At 65.7% G+C, this 15,417-nt stretch carries 14 protein-coding genes; 6 read left to right on the top strand and 8 right to left on the bottom strand.

The window, feature by feature from the left end; translation table 11 throughout:
- Positions 1 to 89: 89 nt before the first annotated feature.
- Complete coding sequence (clpB, locus tag JKG68_RS19160; protein WP_202062746.1) at positions 90 to 2,711, bottom strand: ATP-dependent chaperone ClpB; 2,622 nt, start codon at positions 2,709 to 2,711, stop codon at positions 90 to 92.
- Between the two features lie 277 nt (positions 2,712 to 2,988).
- On the opposite strand from clpB, the gene JKG68_RS19155 reads away from it, so the two are divergent.
- The 3 genes from JKG68_RS19155 to JKG68_RS19145 all read left to right on the top strand — a co-directional run bounded on the left by JKG68_RS19155 (position 2,989) and on the right by JKG68_RS19145 (position 4,581).
- Entirely contained in the window at positions 2,989 to 3,312 is a 324-nt protein-coding gene (locus tag JKG68_RS19155; RefSeq protein ID WP_202062744.1) for a hypothetical protein, read from the top strand.
- Positions 3,313 to 3,318: 6 nt separating this feature from the next.
- On the top strand, positions 3,319 to 3,582 hold the full coding sequence (locus tag JKG68_RS19150; protein ID WP_202062742.1) for a hypothetical protein: 264 nt from the start codon (positions 3,319 to 3,321) through the stop codon (positions 3,580 to 3,582).
- Positions 3,583 to 3,798: 216 nt separating this feature from the next.
- Positions 3,799 to 4,581: an MOSC domain-containing protein gene (locus JKG68_RS19145; protein WP_202062784.1), complete on the top strand. Its 783-nt coding sequence runs from the start codon at positions 3,799 to 3,801 to the stop codon at positions 4,579 to 4,581.
- Positions 4,582 to 4,683: 102 nt separating this feature from the next.
- Here the strand turns inward: JKG68_RS19145 and JKG68_RS19140 are convergent, their stop codons facing one another.
- From JKG68_RS19140 to JKG68_RS19120, 5 genes are all read right to left on the bottom strand, one after another.
- Entirely contained in the window at positions 4,684 to 5,736 is a 1,053-nt protein-coding gene (locus tag JKG68_RS19140; protein ID WP_246515596.1) for a DUF4167 domain-containing protein, read from the bottom strand.
- A 383-nt stretch (positions 5,737 to 6,119) separates the two neighbouring features.
- The gene (gene prmC / locus JKG68_RS19135; RefSeq protein WP_202062738.1) at positions 6,120 to 6,995 is read right to left on the bottom strand and encodes a peptide chain release factor N(5)-glutamine methyltransferase; all 876 of its coding nucleotides are present in this window, start codon (positions 6,993 to 6,995) and stop codon (positions 6,120 to 6,122) included.
- Positions 6,992 to 8,080, bottom strand: coding sequence for a peptide chain release factor 1 (gene prfA, locus JKG68_RS19130; protein WP_202062736.1), 1,089 nt, complete (start codon positions 8,078 to 8,080; stop codon positions 6,992 to 6,994). The genes prmC and prfA overlap by 4 nt, the downstream gene beginning before the upstream one ends.
- Positions 8,080 to 10,347 (bottom strand): phosphoenolpyruvate--protein phosphotransferase, encoded by a 2,268-nt coding sequence (ptsP, locus tag JKG68_RS19125; RefSeq protein ID WP_202062733.1) that lies wholly within the window; start codon positions 10,345 to 10,347, stop codon positions 8,080 to 8,082. The genes prfA and ptsP overlap by 1 nt, the downstream gene beginning before the upstream one ends.
- 89 nt (positions 10,348 to 10,436) lie before the next feature.
- Positions 10,437 to 11,675, bottom strand: a complete 1,239-nt coding sequence (locus tag JKG68_RS19120) for an aspartate kinase (protein ID WP_202062731.1) — start codon at positions 11,673 to 11,675, stop codon at positions 10,437 to 10,439.
- Positions 11,676 to 11,830: 155 nt separating this feature from the next.
- Here JKG68_RS19120 and ubiG point away from each other — a divergent pair, with 155 nt between their 5' ends.
- Positions 11,831 to 12,601, top strand: coding sequence for a bifunctional 2-polyprenyl-6-hydroxyphenol methylase/3-demethylubiquinol 3-O-methyltransferase UbiG (gene ubiG / locus JKG68_RS19115; protein ID WP_202062782.1), 771 nt, complete (start codon positions 11,831 to 11,833; stop codon positions 12,599 to 12,601).
- On the opposite strand, the gene nhaA is transcribed toward ubiG, so the two are convergent.
- Together nhaA and JKG68_RS19105 are read right to left on the bottom strand one after the other, a co-directional pair.
- Positions 12,543 to 13,763 carry a Na+/H+ antiporter NhaA gene (nhaA, locus tag JKG68_RS19110; protein WP_202062729.1) on the bottom strand — a complete coding sequence of 407 codons (1,221 nt, stop codon included), beginning with the start codon at positions 13,761 to 13,763 and terminating at the stop codon, positions 12,543 to 12,545. The two genes, ubiG and nhaA, sit on opposite strands and share 59 nt — an antisense overlap.
- 103 nt (positions 13,764 to 13,866) lie before the next feature.
- Entirely contained in the window at positions 13,867 to 14,388 is a 522-nt protein-coding gene (locus JKG68_RS19105) for a metallophosphoesterase family protein (RefSeq protein WP_202062727.1), read from the bottom strand.
- 270 nt (positions 14,389 to 14,658) lie between these two features.
- Here JKG68_RS19105 and JKG68_RS19100 point away from each other — a divergent pair, with 270 nt between their 5' ends.
- On the top strand, positions 14,659 to 14,988 hold the full coding sequence (locus tag JKG68_RS19100; protein ID WP_210346384.1) for a hypothetical protein: 330 nt from the start codon (positions 14,659 to 14,661) through the stop codon (positions 14,986 to 14,988).
- A gap of 40 nt (positions 14,989 to 15,028) precedes the next feature.
- Entirely contained in the window at positions 15,029 to 15,406 is a 378-nt protein-coding gene (locus JKG68_RS19095) for a hypothetical protein (RefSeq protein ID WP_202062725.1), read from the top strand.
- Positions 15,407 to 15,417: the final 11 nt, after the last annotated feature.

The raw sequence follows: 15,417 nt of genomic DNA, 5'->3' as shown, positions 1-15,417 counted from the left end.
GCTCTCGCCATCTCCGGCCGGCAATGACACCGACATGCTAAAAAAGGCCGGGCGTTCGCCCGGCCTTTCTCGTTCTCAGCCCTTGGGCCTTAGTTCAACCGCACGCCCTGCGGCGGACGCTCCGTGCCGCTCACGGTGACGTCGCCGATCATCAGGCCCATGGGGCCCGCATGCACCGGCACGGTCTCGCCGTCCTTGATCTCGCCAGCAAGAATCAGCTCCGCCAGCGGATCCTGCACATGCTTCTGGATCACGCGCTTCAAGGGACGCGCGCCGTAGGCCGGATCGTAGCCCTTCTCGGCGAGCCAGAGGCGCGCCTCCTCGTCGAGCTCGAGGGTGATCTTGCGGTCCTCCAGCAGCTTCTGCAGGCGGCGCATCTGGATGTCCACGATGGCGCCCATCTCCGAGCGCTGCAGCCGGTGGAACAGGATGATCTCGTCCACGCGGTTGAGGAACTCGGGCCTGAAGCGCTTGCGCACCTCGCCCATCACCTCGTCGCGCACCGCATCGGTGTCCTGGCCCTCGGGCTGGCTCACCAGATATTCGGCGCCCAGATTCGAGGTCATGATGATCAGCGTGTTGCGGAAGTCCACGGTGCGGCCCTGTCCGTCCGTGAGGCGTCCGTCGTCGAGCACCTGCAGGAGAACGTTGAACACGTCCGGATGCGCCTTCTCGATCTCGTCGAACAGCACCACCTGATAGGGCCTGCGGCGAACGGCTTCGGTGAGAGCGCCGCCCTCTTCGTAGCCCACATAGCCGGGAGGCGCGCCGATGAGCCGGGCCACCGAATGCTTCTCCATGTACTCCGACATGTCGAGGCGCACGAGCGCGGTCTCGTCGTCGAACAGGAAATGCGCCAGCGCTTTCGTCAGCTCGGTCTTGCCCACGCCCGTGGGGCCGAGGAACATGAACGAGCCCATGGGCCGGTTCGGATCCTGCAGGCCCGCACGGGAGCGGCGCACGGCGGTCGAGACCGCCTTCACCGCCTCGGCCTGGCCGACTACGCGACGCGCGATGTCCTGCTCCATGTGAAGCAGCTTCTCGCGCTCGCCTTCCAGCATCTTGTCGACCGGCACGCCGGTCCAGCGGGACACGACGCCCGCCACGTGGTCGGGGGTCACGGCCTCTTCCATCAGGCCCCCGCCGTTGCCCATGGCTTCGGTTTCGGCCAGCTCCTTCTCGAGCCCCGGAATGACCCCGTAGGACAGCTCGCCGGCTTTCGCCCAGTCGCCCGCGCGCTGCGCGGAGGCCAGCTGGTTGCGCGCCTCGTCGAGCTTCTTCTTCAGCTCGGCCGCATAGCCGAGCTTGTCCTTCTCCGCCTTCCAGCGGGCCGTGATGGTGGCCGAGCGCGCTTCCAGATCCGCGAGCTCCTTCTCGAGCCGCAGGAGGCGGTCCCGGGAGGCGGCGTCCGTCTCCTTCTTCAGGGCTTCCTGCTCGATCTTCAGGCGCACGATCTCGCGGTCGAGGTTGTCGAGCTCCTCCGGCTTCGAGTCGACCTGCATGCGCAGGCGCGAGGAGGCCTCGTCGACGAGGTCGATGGCCTTGTCCGGCAGGAAGCGATCCGTGATGTAGCGGTTCGACAGGGTTGCCGCCGCCACGAGCGCCGAGTCGGTGATGCGAACGCCGTGATGCTGCTCGTACTTTTCCTTGAGGCCGCGCAGGATCGACACGGTGTCCTCCACCGTGGGCTCGCTCACGAAGACGGGCTGGAAGCGGCGGGCCAAAGCCGCGTCCTTCTCCACGTGCTTGCGGTACTCGTCGAGCGTCGTCGCGCCCACGCAGTGCAGCTCGCCGCGGGCGAGCGCGGGCTTCAAGAGGTTCGACGCATCCATCGCGCCATCGGCCTTGCCGGCGCCCACCAGGGTATGCATCTCGTCGATGAACAGGATGATGCCGCCTTCAGCCGAGGTCACTTCCTGCAGCACGGATTTGAGGCGCTCCTCGAACTCGCCGCGATATTTCGCGCCGGCGATCAAGGCGCCCATGTCGAGCGCCAGCAGCTGCTTGTCCTTCAAGGATTCCGGCACGTCGCCGTTGACGATGCGCAGCGCGAGGCCTTCGACGATGGCGGTCTTGCCGACGCCGGGCTCGCCGATGAGCACCGGGTTGTTCTTGGTGCGCCGCGACAGAACCTGGATCGTGCGGCGGATCTCCTCGTCGCGGCCGATCACCGGATCGAGCTTGCCGTCGCGGGCCGCTTCCGTGAGATCGCGGGCATATTTCTTCAATGCGTCGTAGGCGTTCTCCGCCGTCGCGTTGTCGGCGGTGCGGCCCTTGCGCAGGGTGTTGATGGCGGTGTTCAGCCCTTGGGCCGTTACGCCGACCTGCGCCAGAATGCGGCCGGCGTCCGTGTCCTTCTCGACGGCCAGCGCCAGCAGCATCCGCTCGACGGTGACGAACGAGTCGCCCGCCTTCTCGGCGGCCTTTTCGGCGGTGTCGAAGAAGCGCATCAGCTCGCGAGTGGCCTGCGGCTGCGAGGCCGAGCCCGAAACCTTCGGCTGCTTGGCGAGCCACTGCTCGACCATGGCATGCGCATCGCGGGAGCGCCCGCCGGCCCGGTCGATCAAGCCGGCGCACAGGCCCTCCGGATCGTCGAGCAGAACCTTCAGAACATGGCCGGGAGCCAGCTGCGGATGGCCTTCCCGGACGGCGAGGTTTTGCGCAGCCTGAACGAAACCCCGGGCGCGCTCGGTGTACTTTTCAAAATTCATTCTCATCCCTCCTCAGATCCGCCCGCCCTCCTGGAGGCACAGGCCGATCCTGCGATGTCGGACCTCCTTTTGGAGCATCCGCCCAAGCATCGGCCCCAAAAGCGGATTGCGCTTTTGAGACCTATTCGATGCTCATTCCTGCATGCGCATCGTTGGGAGCGGACCTTCTGCTCCGAGCGACGCGCCAGGTTAAGGTGGTGTGTCTAATTCGTCACAACAAGAGGGGGAACCCGCTTCCCATCCTCGCATTGACCCAGCACGTATCAAGGAGGCTATCATGACACGCGATCCGCGTTCAGACGCCGAGAAAGCCCGCGCCGATCTGGCCCGCAACGCGGAGCTGGGCCTGGGCGTGCCGCAGAGCCCGGCCGAGCAGCAGCCCTCGGTGACCCCGCAGACCTTTGGCGACAGGACCGAGAACGGCAGCATCCTGAACCAGGCCATGACCCCGGAGGAGATCGCGGAAAGCCGCGACATCGGCGACTCGACCGGCACCATGGCAACCTCTCGCGACATCCCGGTTTCCCGGCAAAACGTCCAATCCCCGCCGACCCATCGCAGCGACGAGAGCGACGGCGTGCTCTCGCGCGCCAAGGAGTAATGCACCATGGCCCTTTCAGACATCTTTTCCATGTTCAGCCCTAGGAAGCGCAAGGCCGAGAAGGCACACCAGGATCTGGTGGCGAATGCCGAGAAGGCGCTGCGCATGAAGCAGGAGAACGGCGTCGGCGCCAACATCCCGCCGCACCAGACCGCCAATGAGGGCATGAGCCCCAAGACCACGAACGAGGATCACATCCCGGCGCGGGAAGGGTACTTCACGCCCGAACTCAAGCGCACGAACGTGGCCCGCTCAGGCGACGCTTCATAAGATCTGCGAGCACGCTCGCAAGGAAAAGCCCTGCCTGACGGCGGGGCTTTTTGCTTGGGCCGTCCTTTCATGTCATCCCGGCGGCTGAGGAGGGCCGGGAAGGGGATCCACGATCAGGCTCAACCCTATGGTGTCCCTCCCCCCGCTGGCGCTTCGGTCGGGGATGGACATGGGGAGGCCCTTGTCCCAGGCTTGGAGGCCTTCTATCCATTGCCCATGAGCATCCGCATCGCCTCCCTCCAGCGCTATCCCGTCAAAGGCCTTTCGCCCGAGACCCTGTCCTGCGTCGCCCTGACCAAGGGCGACTACTTTCCCGGGGACCGGCTGTTTGCCGTCGAGAACGGCCCGGCGGGCTTCGATCCGGAGAACCCGCAGCATCAGTCCAAGATCAAGTTCCTGATGCTAATGCGCAACGAGAGCCTGGCGCGGCTGAGAACCCGCTACCTGGATGCGATCACCACCCTTTTTATGGAGGAGGGCGGACGCGAGGTGGCGCGGGGCGATCTCTCGACCCGGGAGGGGCGGCTGGCCATCGAGGCCTTCTTCCGCCGCTTCATGCCCAAGGAGCTGCGCGGCCCGCCCAAGGTGCTCACAGCCCCGGAAGGCTTCCGGTTCACGGATTCCCGGCGCGGCTATGTTTCGCTGATCAACCTGGCCAGCGTCCGGGAGTTGGAGACCGTGGTCGGCGCGGCCGTGGACCCTCTTCGCTTCCGCGGCAACATCCACATCGAGGGACTTGCCCCTTGGGCGGAGTTCGATCTCGTGGGGCAGGTTCTCACCACCTCCTCGGGGGTGCGCCTGAAGGTCACCAAGCGCATCGAGCGCTGCGCCGCCACGAACGTGGACCCGGACACCGGGGTCCGCGACCTGGAAATCCCGAAGAGCCTCATGAAGGCTTACGGCCATTTCGACTGCGGGATCTACGCGGAGGTTCTGAGCGGCGGAAGCCTTGCGGTCGACGAGCGCTTCGAGGCGGAGCAGCCGCAATTGGCCCTGTAGAGCACCGCCGGGCCCAGACCCGGAAGGTCCGCATATACTCAAGCAGGCAACAAAAAAGGGAGAGCCTGGCTCTCCCTTTTCGTATTCCTTAATCCGCCCGCCTTATTCGGCGGCCGGGGTCTCGACCGGATCGGAGGCGAAGCCGGCGTTCTCGGCATTGGCCGCGTCGATCATCTCCTGGCGGGTGCGGCGGCGGCGGCGCGGACGGGGCACGGCCTCGTCGTTGGCCGCTTCCTGCACAACCGGAGCGGCAGGCCGGGCCTCCTCGGCCGCAACGGGAGCCGGAGTGCGGACCGGGTTCGTCAGAAAGGCCGGCAGGCTGGGCTGCTCGGGGGCATCGGCCTCGTCGCGGCGCCGGTCGCGCTGGAAGCGCTCACGGCGCTCGCCCCGCTCGGGACGGTCCGCGCGCTCGAAGCGGTCGTTGCGCTCAGGCCTGTCCTGACGCTCAGGACGATCCTGACGCTCGGGACGATCTTGACGCTCAGGGCGGTCCTGACGTTCAGGGCGGTCGGCCCGGTCCTGACGCTCGCTCCGGTCGAAACGGGCCGGGCGCTCGTTGCGCTCGCCATTGTCGGACCGTGCCTCGAAGGGCTGGTCGTCGCGCTGCTGGAAGTCCTGACGCGGGCCGCGATCGCGCTGGAAGCGCTCACGACGGTCCGGGCGGTCCTGCCGGTCGTTACGCTCGGGACGGTCGCCCCGATCCTGCCGGTCGCCCCTGTCCTGACGCTCGCCGCGGTCGAAGCGGGCAGGGCGGTCGGCCCGGTTCTCGTAAGGCTGCGGCTGGGATCCGAGATCGGAATCTTCGCCGTTGCCGAAGTCCTGCCGGTCGAAGCCCCCGCGCTCGCCCTGGGCGAAGCCGTCCTCGTCGCCGCCTTCCTCGTCAAAGGAACGCTGCTGGTAGCCGTACTGCTCGCGCAGCTGCTCCTGGGCGGCAGCGATGATGCGGAAGTAATGCTCGGCGTGCTGGAAATAGTTCTCGGCCGCCACCGGATCGCCGCTGGACTGAGCGTCGCGGGCGAGCTGGCTGTATTTCTCGGCGATATGCTGAGCCGTGCCGCGGATTTTTACATCCGGCCCATTGGACTCGTAGCTCTTGGTCAAGGGATTGGGGCCCTTGTTGTTGTTACTGCGGTTGTTGTTGTTACGACCGCGCATACGCCTGTTTTGTCCTGGTCTCATTTTCGCTCTACGAGCCTCGCTGGTTCTTCAAGCCCACGCGATATGCAAGCCAATGTTCACCGAACGGGCTCAACGCCCACCGTTCGCGTGGCAAACCGTCTGTCGTTCAGCCACAGCCTTTGGAAAAGCCTGGCCATCCTTCAGTGTCGGGTTCAGATGATCGCGCGTGGCTGTTCGTTCAAAAGCCCCTGCCTGCGCGATTGATATCGTTTGGTCTTCCGGCGTTCTCCCCGTGGGAGCCGCCGATTTGTTTAGACCGAGGACGATCTCTATGCCTGAATCTAGCGGGTTCCGCTCGGTCCAACAAGGGATATTTCAGAATTTCTCCCCGTTGTGACGAGATTCCCTCATCTTGTCGATCACGATCGCTTCATGGCGATGCAGCGGGGTGTCCCCGTTAAATCGTGCGCGATCCTCAGGATTTCAAGGCCGTGAGCGGCCGCCAGGCCTTTCAGGCTCTCGGCCTGATCGTATCCGATCTCGACCACAAGCAGGCCCTCGGGGCCGAGCAGCCGGCCTGCCTCCCCCAGGAGAACCCGGTAAGGCTCCAGGCCGTCCGGGCCACCGTCCAGGGCAAGCTGTGGATCGTGGAGCCGCACCTCCCGGTCGAGGGTGGGGATCACGGCCGAGGCGATGTAGGGCGGGTTCGAGACGATCAGGTCGAAGGAGCCGGACATCGCGTCAGCCCAGCGGGAGAGGGCGAAATGGCTGCGCGCGCCGACCCCATTGGCAAGGGCATTGTCGCGGGCCGTGCTAAGAGCCCCGAAGGACAGGTCGATCCCGACACCCGTCGCATACGGCAGCTCATGCAGGAGGGCGACAAGAATGCAGCCCGATCCGGTGCCGAAATCCACGATCCGCAGGGGGGCGCGCCGGTCGGGGAGCAGGGCCAGCGCCGTCTCGACGACGGTCTCGGTATCGGGCCGCGGCACGAGGGTTTCGGGGGAGAGCCGGAAGAGCAGGCCCCAGAACTCGCGCTCGCCGATGATCCGGGCCACCGGCTCATGGGCGAGACGCCGGCCCGTATAGGAGGCGAGGGTCTCGGCCTGACCGGGTGACAGGGGGGTGTCGGGCCAAGCGATAAGATCCGTCGCTGAAATGCCGAGAGCTGTCAGAAGGAGCAGGCGGGCATCCAGGGCCGCCGTCTCGAACCCGGCTTCACTCAAGGTCCGGCGCAGCTCCCTGAGCGCCTGAGCGCGCCCCGGGAGCTTGCCCCCGACCCTGCCTTCGATCATGCCGCCTGATCCTGGGCCGCGAGCTGGGCCGCCTGATGCTCCGTCACGATGGCGTCGATCAGCTCGTCCAGGGCATTGCCGCTGATCACCTCTTCGAGCTTGTAGAGGGTGAGGTTGATCCGGTGGTCGGTTACGCGCCCTTGGGGGAAGTTGTAGGTGCGGATGCGCTCCGAGCGGTCGCCCGAGCCCACCTGCGCCTTGCGGTCGGCGGCGCGGGCCGCGTCCTTGGCGGTGCGCTCGGCGTCGTAGAGGCGGGCGCGCAGCAGGGTCATGGCGCGGGCGCGGTTCTTGTGCTGGGAGCGCTCGTCCTGAACGAACACCACCATGCCGGTGGGGATATGGGTGATGCGGATCGCCGACTCGGTCTTGTTCACGTGCTGGCCGCCGGCGCCTTGGGCCCGCATGGTGTCGATCTTCAGGTCCGCGTCGTTTAGGACGATGTCCACGTCCTCGGCTTCCGGCAGGACGGCGACGGTGGCGGCGGAGGTGTGGATGCGCCCCTGCGTTTCCGTATCCGGCACCCGTTGGACCCGGTGGACGCCGCTCTCGAACTTCAGGCGCGCGAACACCCCGCGGCCCTTGATCTCGGCCACCACCTCCTTGTAGCCGCCCGCCGTGCCCTCGCTTTCGGACACGATCTCGACCTTCCAGCCTTTCAGGTCGGCATAGCGGGTGTACATGCGCAGCAGGTCGCCGGCGAAGAGGGCAGCCTCGTCGCCGCCGGTGCCGGCGCGGATCTCGAGGATGGCGCTCTTCTCGTCCGCCTCGTCCCGGGGCAGCAGCATGATGCGCAGGTCCTGCGCGGCCTTTTCCACGCTGTCCCGAGCCCCCGGCAGCTCGTCCTCGACGAGCGAGCGCATCTCGGAATCCGTCGCGGCATCGTTGAGAAGGGCGTGGAGACCCTTCAGGTTGTCCTCCATGGCCCGGTAGGCCCGGATGGCCTCCACCACCCCGTCGAGCTCGGCGAGCTCGCGGGAGAGGGCGACAAAGGTTTCAGGGTCGGGCCCGGCATTCAGGGTCGCCGTGATGATGTCATGGCGGGCCAGAATAGCATTCAGGCGATCAGAGGGAGGCGCAATCGTCATCAGACCGGAATACCATGGGTTTCCGCAAAATGGGCAAGCTTCGGCCGCAGCGTATCGCCGCTTCCGGCATTCATCAGCTCCTCGCGGACAAGGGCGCTGATCTCCGCGACATTCATCTCGAGCAGCATCGCCTTCACCGGGCCGATGGAGGCCGGGGACATGGAAAGCGATCGGTAGCCGAGCGCGATCAGGGCCATGGCCTCAAGGGGCCGTCCGCCGATCTCGCCGCAGACGGTCGCATGGCAGCCTGAGGCCTGCGCCTGTTCGGCGACCATGCTCAAGGCGCGCAGCATGGGCGCGCTCAAAGGGTCGAAACGATCCGACACCCGCCGGTTCTCGCGATCGATTGCGAAGAGGAACTGCATCAGGTCGTTGGTGCCCAGCGAGATGAAATCCGCGCTTTCGCAGATTTCCCTGAGCTGGAACAGGAGGGACGGGACCTCCAGCATGACCCCGAGCTTCAGGTCCGACGGCAGGGGGTGGCCATGGTTGGCCAGATGCGACTTCTCCCGCTCCACGGTCTGCTTGGCGCGCTCGAACTCGTCGCAGGTCGCCACCATCGGGAACATGATCTTCAAGGGGCGTCCGGCCGCGGCCTTGAGCAGGGCGCGGATCTGGGCGCGCAGCAGGCCCGGGCGGTCGAGCCCGATGCGGATGGCGCGCCAGCCCAGGGCCGGGTTTTCTTCCTCCACCGACTGCATGTAGGGCAGAATCTTGTCGCCGCCGATGTCGAGGGTGCGGAAGGTGACGGGCCGGTCGCCGGCTTCCGTAAAGACCGTGCTGTAGAGGGCCTGCTGCTCGGAGGCCGAGGGCATTCTGGCCGCGATCATGAATTGCAGTTCTGTGCGAAACAACCCGACGCCGGCTGCTCCCGTCTCCGCCAGATGCGGCAGGTCGACCACGAGGCCCGCATTGAGCTGCAGGGTGATCTCGACGCCGTCCTTGGTGACGGAGGGCACGTCCCGAAGCTTGAGATATTGCTCCTGGCGCCGCGCCCGCAGGCGCGCCTTCTCCGCATAGGCTGCCTCGACGTCCGGGTTCGGGCGGATCTGCACCTCGCCCGCTGCGCCATCGACGATGATGGCATCACCGGGCTCCGTGAGGGATGTGGCGTTCGACACCTCGCCGACCGCTGGAATGCCAAGGGCGCGAGCCACGATGGCGATGTGGCTCGTGGGGCCGCCCTCTTCGAGCACGAGGCCGCGCAGGCGCGAGCGGTCGTAGTCGAGGAGCGCCGCAGGCCCCATGGAGCGGGCCACCAGGATGGCGTTTTCCGGCAGAAGGCCGCGCTCCACCACCAGGTCGCGCCCCACGAGGCGGTGCAGGAGGCGGTTGGCGAGATCGTCGAGATCGTGCAGGCGCTCGCGCAGGTACGGATCGGTCTGGCGCAGCATGCGGGCGCGGTTGTCGGACTGCACCCGCTCCACGGCGGCTTCCGCCGTCAGGCCCGAGGTGACCGCCTCGCGCATGCGCCGGAGCCAGCCCTGGTCATGGGCGAACATGCGGAAGGTTTCCAGAACCTCCCGGTGTTCGCCGTGATGGGCCACATCGCCGCGTTCGATCAGCTCGTCGATGGAGGTCCTGACCTCGCCGATGGCCGCATCCAGCCGCTTCAGCTCCGATTCCACATTCTCGGCGATGAGGTTCTTGACCACCACGCGGGGCTCATGCAGCACCACATGGCCCAGGCCCACGCCGTCGGCCAGGGCGACGCCCTTCTGATAGACCGGGCGGCGCAGGGCGATGCCGGTGTCCACCGGCGCCAGGGCCTGCAGCTCGCCCGAGGCAAGCATCTCGGCCACCACCATGGCGGTGGTCTGAAGAGCCTCGATCTCCTCTTCCGCATAGGCCCGGTAGGTGCGGTTCTGGACGACGAGAACGCCGAGCGTGTTGCCGGCGCGAAGCAGCGGCACGCCCAGAAAGGCGTGGTAGATCTCCTCGCCCGTCTCGGGCTTGTAGGAGAAGGCCGGGTGGCTCTGGGCGTCGGAAAGGGCCAGGGGCTCCGCCGTCGAGGCGATGAGGCCGACCAGGCCCTCGCCCGATCGCATGACGGTGAGGTGGACGGCTTCCCGGTTCAGGCCCTCGGTGGCGAAAAGCTCGAGAACCCCGTCGCCGCGCATCACATAGACGGAGCACACCTCCGCCACCATGTTGGCGGCGATCTGGGTGACGATCTTGTCGAGACGGTCCTGCGCCCCGACCGGCTCCGCCATGATCTCGCGGAGGCGGCGCAACAGAAGGCGCGGACCGCCGGGAGCGCTGGGCATGAGCTTATCAGTTCCCGTCCTTTGGAGCCGGCGAGGCGGACCGGCGGCTACGTCGCTTGAGTGTCGCAGCCCGACAGATCACTCGTCAATCAGGCTTGATCAAGGCCGTATAGCGAGTGGAGCGTGCGCACCGCAAGTTCCGTATAGGCGGATTCGATCAGGACTGAGAACTTAATCTCAGAGGTCGTGATCGCCCGGATATTGATGCCCTTGTCCGCCAAGGCCTTGAAGGCTCTCGCCGCAACGCCCGCATGGCTGCGCATGCCGACGCCGATGGCCGAGACCTTCACAACATCGGTCGCCCCCTGGAGTTCCTTGAAGGCGATCTCGTTCCGGCGCTCGTTCAGGAGCGCGCAGGCCCGCTCGTAATCGGCGGTGGGCACCGTAAACGTCAGGTCCGTGGTGGCGGCGTTGTCGGACACCACCTGGATGATCATGTCCACGTTGATGTTGGCGTCGGCCAGGGGCACGAAGATCGAAGCGGCGATGCCCGGCTTGTCCGCAATGTCCCGCAGCGTGATCTGGGCTTCGTCGCGCGAATAGGCGATGCCCGTGACAACCTGCTGTTCCATGATGTCTTCCTCGTCGCAGATGAGGGTGCCGAGCTTGGGATCGGCGGGATCGTCGAAGCTGGAGCGCACATAGGTGGGCACCCGGTGCATCATGGCGAGCTCGACCGAGCGCACCTGCAGCACCTTGGCCCCCAGCGAGGCCATTTCCAGCATCTCCTCGTAAGAAACCCGATCCAGGCGCCGGGCCTTGGGCACGATGCGCGGATCGGTGGTGTAGACGCCGTCCACATCCGTATAGATGTCGCAGCGCTCCGCCTGAACGGCGGCCGCCAACGCCACGGCGCTGGTGTCCGAGCCGCCGCGCCCCAGGGTCGTGATGCGCCCCGTCGGCTGGTGCACCCCCTGGAAGCCGGACACGACGGCAACTTCCTTGTTGTCGGTGAAACCCTTGAGGATCCCCGTGCCGTCGATGGCGGCGATTCGCGCCGAGCCATGGGCCTCGGAGGTCATGATCGGGATCTGCCATCCCTGCCAGGAGCGGGCCTTGAGGCCCATTTCCTGCAAGGCCAGCGCCAGGAGGCCGGAGGTCACCTGCTCGCCGGAGGCCACGACCACGTCGTACTCCTTCGAGTCGTAGAGGGCCGAGGCGTCCTTTACCCAGCCGACGAGCTCGTTGGTCTTGCCTGCCATGGCGGACACCACCACGGCGACGTCATAGCCCGCCTCGACCTCGCGTTTGACGTGCCGCGCCACGTTGCGGATGCGCTCTACGGTGGCGACGGATGTTCCGCCGAACTTCATGACGAGACGGGGCATGGGCAGGGGAGGCCGTGGTGAGGGGAAATGAATTTTGCCCCTTCGCGCCGCGAAAAGGCGCGTATACATGACGGCAGGGGTGCGCCCTGTCAACGCGCTGTTTCGTTGTCTTTCCTCAAGGGAAAGAAAATAAGGAGTCCGCCATGTCCACCGGCATGTCCACCGGCGCATCCACGACCATCGACCCGGCCGAGGTCGCCCGTTTCGAAGGGATCGCCAGCACGTGGTGGGATCCGAAGGGGCCCATGAAGGTGCTGCACCGGTTCAATCCGGTGCGCTTGGCCTATATCCGCGACGAGGCCTGCCGCCGCTTCGGACGCGACCCACGCTCCGCCCGCTCGCTCGAGGGGATCGCCATCCTGGATGTGGGCTGCGGCGGCGGCGTACTCTCGGAGCCGCTCGCACGCCTGGGCGCCCGCGTCACCGGGCTCGATCCTGCTCCCACCAACATCTCGGTCGCCCGGCTCCATGCGGAGCGTGCAGGGGTGATCGTCGATTATCGCAACGAGACCGTGGAGGCGGTGGTCGCGCGCGGCGAAACCTTCGACATGGTGCTCGCCATGGAGGTGGTGGAGCACGTGGCGGACCGGCAGGCCTTCGTGAACGCCTGCACGCAGGCGGTGAAGCCCGGCGGCTGCCTTGCCATGGCGACCATCAACAGGACCCTGCGCTCCTTTGCTTCCGCCATCGTGGGCGCCGAGTACATCCTGGGCTGGCTCCCCAAGGGCACCCACGAATGGGACAGGTTCGTCACCCCCGAGGAGCTGACCTCCGCCATCGAAACCGCCGGCTTTGCGGTGAACGATCTCAAGGGCGTGGCTTACAACCCGCTGCGGGACAGCTGGTCCCTGTCGGGCGACACGGCCGTCAATTATATGCTGCTGGCCTCGAAGGCTGGAGCGGCTGCTCCCGAGGCGCGACGCTGAGCAGAAGATAGCCCGCGAGCGCCGACAGGGCGGAGCCCATGAGAACGCCGATCTTGGTGGCATCCCCCAGCTCCGGCTGGCCCGGGAAGGCCAGCGCCCCGATGAACAGGCTCATGGTAAAGCCGATGCCGCACAGGAGCGCGACGCCGTAACACTGGATACGCGTGGCGCCGGCCGGCACATCGGCAAAGCCGAAGTGAATGGCCGCATGGGAGAAAGCATAGACGCCCACCTGCTTGCCGATGAAGAGACCCATGGCGATGCCCAGCGGCAGGGGGCTCAGGACGGCGTCGAGGGAGAGGCCGGAGAGCGACACGCCCGCATTGGCGAAGCCGAAGATCGGAATGATGGCATAGGCCACCCATCCATGAAGCGCGTGCTCCAGCCGATGAAGGGGTGCGTCCTCGGCTCTTGTCTTCTTGGGGTTGGCGTGGAGCGGGATCGTGAGCGCAAGCGCGACACCGGCGAGCGTGGCATGGATGCCCGATTTCAGGACGAAGAACCACAGAGCCGCACCCACGGCCAGGTAGGGCAGGAGCGTGGTGATGCCGAAACGGTTGAAGGCCACCAGCACGAGAAGGCACAAGCCGGCCGCGGCCAGCATCGCGAGCGAGAGGTCGCTCGTATAGAAAAGGGCGATGATGATGATCGCGCCGAGATCGTCGAGGATCGCGAGCGCCGTCAGGAAGATCTTGAGCGAAGTGGGCACGCGGGAGCCCAGGATCGCCAGCACGCCGAGGGCGAAGGCGATGTCGGTGGCGGCTGGAATCGCCCAGCCGTGGCGAAGATGCGGCTCGTTCCAGGTGATCGCCAGATAAACCAGTGCCGGCACGACCATGCCGCCTAGAGCCGCGATCCCGGGCAGAACCCGGCGCGGCCAGGTGGAGAGCTGTCCGTCGAGCATCTCGCGCTTGATCTCGAGCCCCACCAGCAGGAAGAACACGGCCATGAGCGCGTCGTTGATCCAGTGCAGGACGCTCAAGCCCAGGACATAGGTCTTGAGAAGGCCGAAATAGGCATCGGCAAGGGGCGAGTTGGCGACCGCAAGCGCGATCACCGTCACACCCATGAGGATCATGCCGCCGGACGCCTCGCTGTCGAAGAACCGGCGCATCAGTGAGACGCGTCGTGCAGGCTTCAGGCTGTTTCCCGGCTGATCCATCGATAACTCCTTGTGACCCAAACCGGTCATGCGGCGAATGGTTCGGATAAAGCTTCCAGGCTCGTGCGGGTCCAATAACAAAACCAGGAGCAACTCTGCTGGATCAGGCGGTTTTGGCGGGCAGGCGCCGGCGGCGGGTGCCGAGCACGGTCTCCAGGGTCACGGGCCGGTAGTCCCAGGCGTCGACGCCCACATCGTATTGCCGCGTCTGGGGCTTGAGCTTTCCGTGGGAGTGCCCGTGCAGGTCGATCCAGCCCCGGCCCATGTTCTTCCAGGTGCGGAAGGCGTAGTGGCACATCACGACGGCGTGCCCCTCGAGCACGAGTTCCGCATAGGCCTGCACGCTCTCCCAGCCCTTCGCCGCAAGGGTCGCGGCGCCATCGTTGTTGCCGGTGATCAGGTGCTTGCGACCGTTGAGCTGCCCCAGCAGGCCGTCGATCCGCTCCGGGCGCACATGCAGAGCGAAGTCGCCCAGATGCCAGACCTCGTCGTCAGGTGAGACGGTCTCGTTCCAATGGGCGATGAGCGCCTCGTCATGCTCGGGGATCGTCTTGAAGGGCCGCTTGTCGATCCGCAGCACGCGAGGATCGCCGAAGTGGGTGTCGCTGGTGAAGAAAACCGCCAAGGGAGGTCCTACTGGAAGATGTCCTGGGTCGAGCGTGAGGGTCAGATGGGGCAGAGGTTCCAAAGGTCGAGATCCGGAAGGGACCGCGCTCCAAGCCAAGGAGAACAAATTCCCGGTGAGATGGATGTATTTCCTTAAGGTAAGCTATGCTATTCGGGGCACGCATCCGGCTAAGCCGAGACAATAAAAGTCCCCAACAGCTAGGCTCGTTGTAACTTGGGTGCATTTGGCAGGGCGATCCTGCCGCCATCGTTACCTGAGGGGCAAACCTTGAAGATCATCAGAGCACTCGCCGTGACCGGCTTTTTTGCCGTGTCCGCTCTCACTGCAGCCGCTGCTGCAAACCGGCATGTCGACATCGTCAACGAGACCGGAAAGACGCTGACGGAATTCTATGCTTCCGCGACCGGAACCGACGATTGGGAAGAAGACATCCTGGGCGAGGACACCTTGGCCAACGGGGAGGTCTTCGACATCGATATCGATGACGGCACCGGCGCCTGCAAGTTCGACTTCAAGGCCGTTTTCACGGACGGCAGCTCCCACGTGAGACGCGCGGTCGACGTCTGCAAGATCTCCACATTCACCTATCAGCGCTGAACCAGTCTTTCTTTGAAGGCCCATTGGGCAGGGGATACACATGATGAAATCGAAATTGTTTGGGCTGGCCTTGATGGGGCTTGCCATGGGCATGAGCCTTCCGGCCATGGCAGGCGGGCCTGGCGTCTACACGGTCGAGGGCAACAACGGCGAACCTGACTCCGGTTACAAGGGCACGCTGACCATCGTTCAAACGAGCAAGGACACGTTCAAGCTCACCTGGAACATCGCAGGCGAAAGATACGACGGCTTTGCGATCGGCGACGAGCGCGTGATGGCGGCAAGCTTCACGAGCAAGGGTTCCAGCGGCACGGCTCTCCTCGTCGAGGACGATGACAACAAAGGGGCCTACAAGAGCATCTGGGCCTTCAAGGGCGACACGCATCTCGGCGTGGAGATGATCGTGCCGAAGAAGTAGGCTTTCGTCCG

The organism is Microvirga aerilata (assembly GCF_016743775.1).
Lineage (GTDB): Bacteria > Pseudomonadota > Alphaproteobacteria > Rhizobiales > Beijerinckiaceae > Microvirga > Microvirga aerilata.
Note: the sequence above shows the minus strand (reverse complement) of the source record. Positions and strands in the feature narration are given on the sequence as shown.